Here is a 4,944-nt window from a genome sequence, read left to right on the forward strand (position 1 = left end):
TGTTGCGGTCGTAGCCATAACACTGTTCATTTTCTGGCGACCATTGCTTTCCGCGACAATCAATGAAGACTTAGCGGCTGTCGACGGTATCAACATCGACTTGATGCGACTGATCCTCATGCTCATGGTAGGGCTGGTGATCGCCGTAGGAATGAAATTTGTCGGTGCACTGATCATGACGTCACTGTTAATTATCCCGGCAGCGACCGCTCGAAAACTGGCTCAAACACCTGAACAAATGGCCATTTTCGCTTCGATTATCGGTGCTCTTTCTGTGTGTGGCGGGTTGTATTTATCATGGCACTTTGACACTCCTGCAGGACCATCGGTTGTCATCAGTGCTACTTGTATGTTTATGCTAAGCCAGTTTGTAAAATCGCCTACGAGCTAACTCAAGCTGTATTTAACAAGCGTTTGTTTCCGTCAATTTCTCGATTAAAAAGCGCCGAATAAAAAAGGCTTCCAACTGGAAGCCTTTTTAGTCTCTATTTTAGACAACGATAAAGAATAATCTCTTTTCGTTACGCCCCTTCATTGTGCAAATCAAGGTTAACTAGCTCGGCCTCAGACTCAGCTTTAGCATCATCACCACGTAACGATTCTACGTACTCTAGATATTCTTGATTAATATCACCCGTGACGTATTCACCACTGAATACCGACGCCTCAAAACGTGCGATGTCTGTATTACCAAGACCAACGGCTTCAACAAGATCGTCAATCGTTTGGAATATCAGTTCATCCGCGCCAATCTGTTTACAGATCGCATCGTTGTCACGACCATGCGCAATCAGCTCGTTCGCACTTGGCATATCAATCCCATACACGTTAGGAAAACGAATTTCTGGAGCTGCTGAAACCATGAACACTTTCTTCGCGCCTGAATCTCTCGCCATTTCAATAATCTGTTCTGAGGTGGTTCCACGAACTATCGAATCGTCTACTAGCAGTACGTTCTTATCCTTGAATTCAGAGCGAATTGCATTGAGCTTACGGCGAACTGATTTCTTACGCTGCTGCTGACCCGGCATGATAAACGTTCGACCTACGTAACGGTTCTTAACGAAGCCTTGACGGTATGGAATGTCAATCGCTTGGGCAATTTGCAATGCGATGTCACACGATGTCTCTGGGATAGGGATAACCACATCAATATCAAGATGACCGTATTCATCTTTAATACGTTCACCCAGTTTTTTACCCATTTCAACACGAGCGCTGTAAACGGAAATTTTGTCTATGAATGAATCTGGTCGAGAAAAGTAGACATACTCAAATAAGCAAGGGTTTAAAACAGGGTTATCTGCACATTGCTGTGTAAATAACTGCCCATCAAACGTTGCGTAAAGCGCTTCGCCTGGTGCCACATCCCGTACAAAATCAAAGCCAACCGCATCTAAAGCGACAGATTCTGATGCGACCATATATTCGGTGCTACCATCGATTTCACGCTTACCTAAACATAATGGGCGAATCCCGTTTGGGTCTCTAAATGCAATCATACCGTGGCCAATAATCATCGCGACAACAGCGTATGCGCCACGAATAGTGCGATGTACATTAGTCACAGCACGAAAGACATCTTCAGAGGTTACATTCCCTTTAACCATATCAATTTCATGTGCTAACACGTTTAGCAACACTTCCGAATCTGACGTAGTGTTGATATGACGGCGATCTTTCTCCGCTAATTTTTCACGAATTTTGTGAGCGTTAGTCAAGTTACCGTTATGAGCTAAAGTAATACCAAATGGAGAGTTAACATAAAATGGCTGCGCTTCGGACGCACTAGAGCTGCCTGCTGTAGGGTAACGAACATGACCGATACCCACATCACCCTGTAGGCGTTGCATGTGTTTTGCTTCAAAGACGTCTTTCACCAAACCGTTTGCCTTACGCAGACGGAAACGATTGCTTTCTATGGTACAAATACCCGCAGCATCTTGGCCACGATGCTGCAACACAGTCAATGCATCATAAATAGACTGGTTTACAGGCGTTGCGCCCACGATTCCAACAATACCACACATGGCCTAACCCTCGATTATCGACAATTGCTGGCGCTATAGTGCGCCAGATAAAAAAGTTGATGTTGCTTGTAAGTGCTCGAAAAATGGCGCGATGATACGACTAAACTCAGGTACCAATTGCGAACTTTTCCACCACTCAGAACTTGGAAGTGCTGTGAAAGCATCCATAAAAAACAGTGCTGCCGAGACGATCAGTACCCCTCTTAACGCTCCGAAAACAATCCCTAAGATTCGATCGGTGCCCGATAGTCCTGTCTTTTCGACAAGCTGAGCAATAACGTAATTCACTAATGCGCCAACAATGAGCGTAGCGATAAACAGCACTGCAATCGCGGTTCCATTGCGAAACATGTCATCTTCAATATTGGTGAAATAAACCGCCAATTTTGCGTAATACTGGCTGGCAATAAAGAATGCGCCACACCAAATAACCAATGACAAAGCTTCTTTAGCAAAACCTCGAACTAAACTGATCAAAGCGGATAGCCCGATCACCCCTAAAATGACAATATCTAACCAATTCATGTTTTCTGCATCTTAAGTTGGCGCGCATTTTAACAGAAAAAATGCTGACGCAAACGTTTTCTTATGGATTTAGTGGTTTAAATTTGAGCAATTGACCGTTTGAACCAGTAATTTTGTTTAGTTCAACCAGTTGTTGCTCAAGTTTACTTTTTGACACATCAGGACCAATAATGACGCGAGTGAAGCCATTCTCGTTCTTTGTATGCGCCTGATAGCCTCTTTTCCGTAGATCCTTGACTAAAGTTTCTGCGTTATCTGCATTTTTCAATGCCATTAACTGAATAATCCACGCACTGTCTACATAGTCATTTTTTTCATCTACAGAATTTACCTTCGTGGGTAACGGTTGGATTGTGTCTGCAGCTTCTCTATCACTTGTTGTGTCGCCGACGGTGATTTCTACAGGCGACTCAGGTAGCATAATCTGATCTTCAACTGGATCGAGAAGCTCAAACACTTCCATTTCACTTTCAAGCTCTGGTTTTATAGGAATACTCGCGATTTCATCTTTATAGTGCTCCTTTTTACCATCGAGTAGGTCTGGCAGTACGATAATTCCCACTGCAACCAAGATAACCGTGCCGACTAAGCGGCTATGGAATTTACTGGCCATTTATTCTCCTTTATCTCGCCAGTGCTCTAAGACTTCACCAACCGTATGAAATGAGCCAACGACGATAATGACATCTTGCTTGTTCGCCTGTGTCAATGCGCTATTAAATGCCTCTACGGGGTTAGAATATTTCCCTTGATAACTTGGCAAATGGATACTTAATTCTTCGACAGAAGCCGCTCTAGGGCCGTGAAGAGAAGCTGGATACCAGCAAGTCACAACTGAGGTTAACTCGTCTAGCGTCGATTCAATGTCTTTGTCATGAAGCATTGCCACGACAGCATGTATGTTCTTGTTTGGATACTTCTCTTGAAGTGATGCAACTAAGTATTTAGCCGAATGCGGATTGTGCGCGACATCGAGCACGATCGTTGGCTCGGTGGAGATAACCTGCATACGACCAGGAAGCTGTGCCGACTTCAATCCATTCACAATATTGATATCTGTCAGTTCGAGATTAGCCACGGCAAGTGCCATCAAAGCCGTTGCTGCATTAGGTAAAGGTAATAGAGGTATCGGCAGTGAGTCGAGCTCGAAGGTGCCACTTTTCCAGCCCCAGGTCTTATCGGTTTCTTTTTGATAGGTGTACTGAATGCCTACTTGATAAAAATCAGCACCAATATCGTCGGCATGAGCTGCGACTGTCGCGGGTGCTTTAGGCTGACCACAAATAGCAGGACGGTTAGTTCTGTAAATCCCCGCTTTTTCAAAGCCAATGACATTAATATCATCACCAAGCCAATCGACATGATCGACAGCTAAGCTGGTAATCACAGAGACGTCGTGATCCACGACATTGGTCGCATCAAGTCGCCCACCTAACCCCACTTCAAGTAGCACAATATCTACGTGTTCGGTTTGAAACGCACGCAACGCCGCCAAGGTCCCATATTCAAAGAAACTAAGGCTAGTCTCACCACGTACTTTCTCGATAAAATCGAAAGCCAAGCAGTGTTTTTCATCACTAAGATCAACGCCATTAATACGTACGCGTTCGTTGTAGCGAATTAAATGAGGAGAGCTGTAAACACCAACGCTGTATCCGGCATCCAAAAGAATGGATTCCATCAATGCACAGGTTGACCCTTTGCCATTGGTTCCAGCAACGGTAATCACTGTTGGGGCGGGTTTTGTCAGTTCTGCTGTTTTAGCCACCGCTTGAACACGGTCAAGGCCTAAATCTATCGCAGAGCTATGAATGTTGGACAAATAATCAAGCCACACCGTTAAGGGAGATGTGGCTTGAGGAATTGGATTTTGAGTCATCTAACTATAACCAAATAACGGTGGTTTATTGTTAGTAGCTACTTTACCCTTTTTCAGCGGATTCTGGTACTTGATATGCTGCTTCGTTTGGAGAATCGTTAACAGAAACCACCAATGGAGACGTACGGTTCGTCAGTTTAGCCACTAGGCTACCAACTCGTTGACGCATTTCTCGGCGATCAACAATCATATCAATAGCACCGTGCTCTAACAAAAACTCACTGCGTTGAAAGCCTTCAGGTAGGTCTTCACGAACTGTTTGTTCGATAACACGGCGTCCAGCAAACCCGATTAGAGCTTTTGGTTCGCCGATATTGATGTCTCCTAACATAGCTAAGCTCGCAGAAACACCCCCCATCGTTGGGTCCGTCATGACGGAAATGAACGGTAAACCTTTTGAAGATAAACGCTCAAGCGCCGCACTGGTTTTTGCCATTTGCATTAGAGACATCAATGCCTCTTGCATACGAGCACCACCACTGGCAGAAAAACAAACCAAGCCACAGTTAT

The 4,944-nt window shown here is 44.5% G+C and carries 6 protein-coding genes; 1 reads left to right on the plus strand and 5 read right to left on the minus strand.

The window, feature by feature from the left end:
* Nucleotides 1-391, plus strand: a 391-nt coding sequence (locus tag ACP45E_RS14205) for a metal ABC transporter permease (RefSeq protein WP_198927725.1), incomplete at its 5' end; no start/stop codon positions are given.
* 130 nt (nt 392-521) lie between these two features.
* Here ACP45E_RS14205 and purF read toward each other — a convergent pair.
* From purF to ACP45E_RS14230, 5 genes are all read right to left on the minus strand, one after another.
* A complete protein-coding gene (purF, locus tag ACP45E_RS14210; protein WP_017034854.1) occupies nt 522-2,030 on the minus strand; it encodes an amidophosphoribosyltransferase in 1,509 nt (502 codons plus the stop codon).
* A 33-nt stretch (nt 2,031-2,063) separates the two neighbouring features.
* The gene (locus ACP45E_RS14215; RefSeq protein ID WP_017038057.1) at nt 2,064-2,555 is read right to left on the minus strand and encodes a CvpA family protein; all 492 of its coding nucleotides are present in this window, start codon (nt 2,553-2,555) and stop codon (nt 2,064-2,066) included.
* Nucleotides 2,556-2,616: 61 nt separating this feature from the next.
* Nucleotides 2,617-3,168 carry an SPOR domain-containing protein gene (locus ACP45E_RS14220; protein ID WP_017038056.1) on the minus strand — a complete coding sequence of 184 codons (552 nt, stop codon included), beginning with the start codon at nt 3,166-3,168 and terminating at the stop codon, nt 2,617-2,619.
* Complete coding sequence (folC, locus tag ACP45E_RS14225; protein WP_017038055.1) at nt 3,169-4,434, minus strand: bifunctional tetrahydrofolate synthase/dihydrofolate synthase; 1,266 nt, start codon at nt 4,432-4,434, stop codon at nt 3,169-3,171.
* Between the two features lie 43 nt (nt 4,435-4,477).
* Nucleotides 4,478-4,944 (minus strand): acetyl-CoA carboxylase carboxyltransferase subunit beta (locus ACP45E_RS14230; protein ID WP_277815707.1); only part of this gene is annotated, 467 nt, incomplete at its 5' end.

The sequence above is a fragment of the Vibrio genomosp. F10 str. 9ZD137 genome, assembly GCF_049974785.1.
Taxonomy (GTDB): Bacteria; Pseudomonadota; Gammaproteobacteria; order Enterobacterales; family Vibrionaceae; genus Vibrio.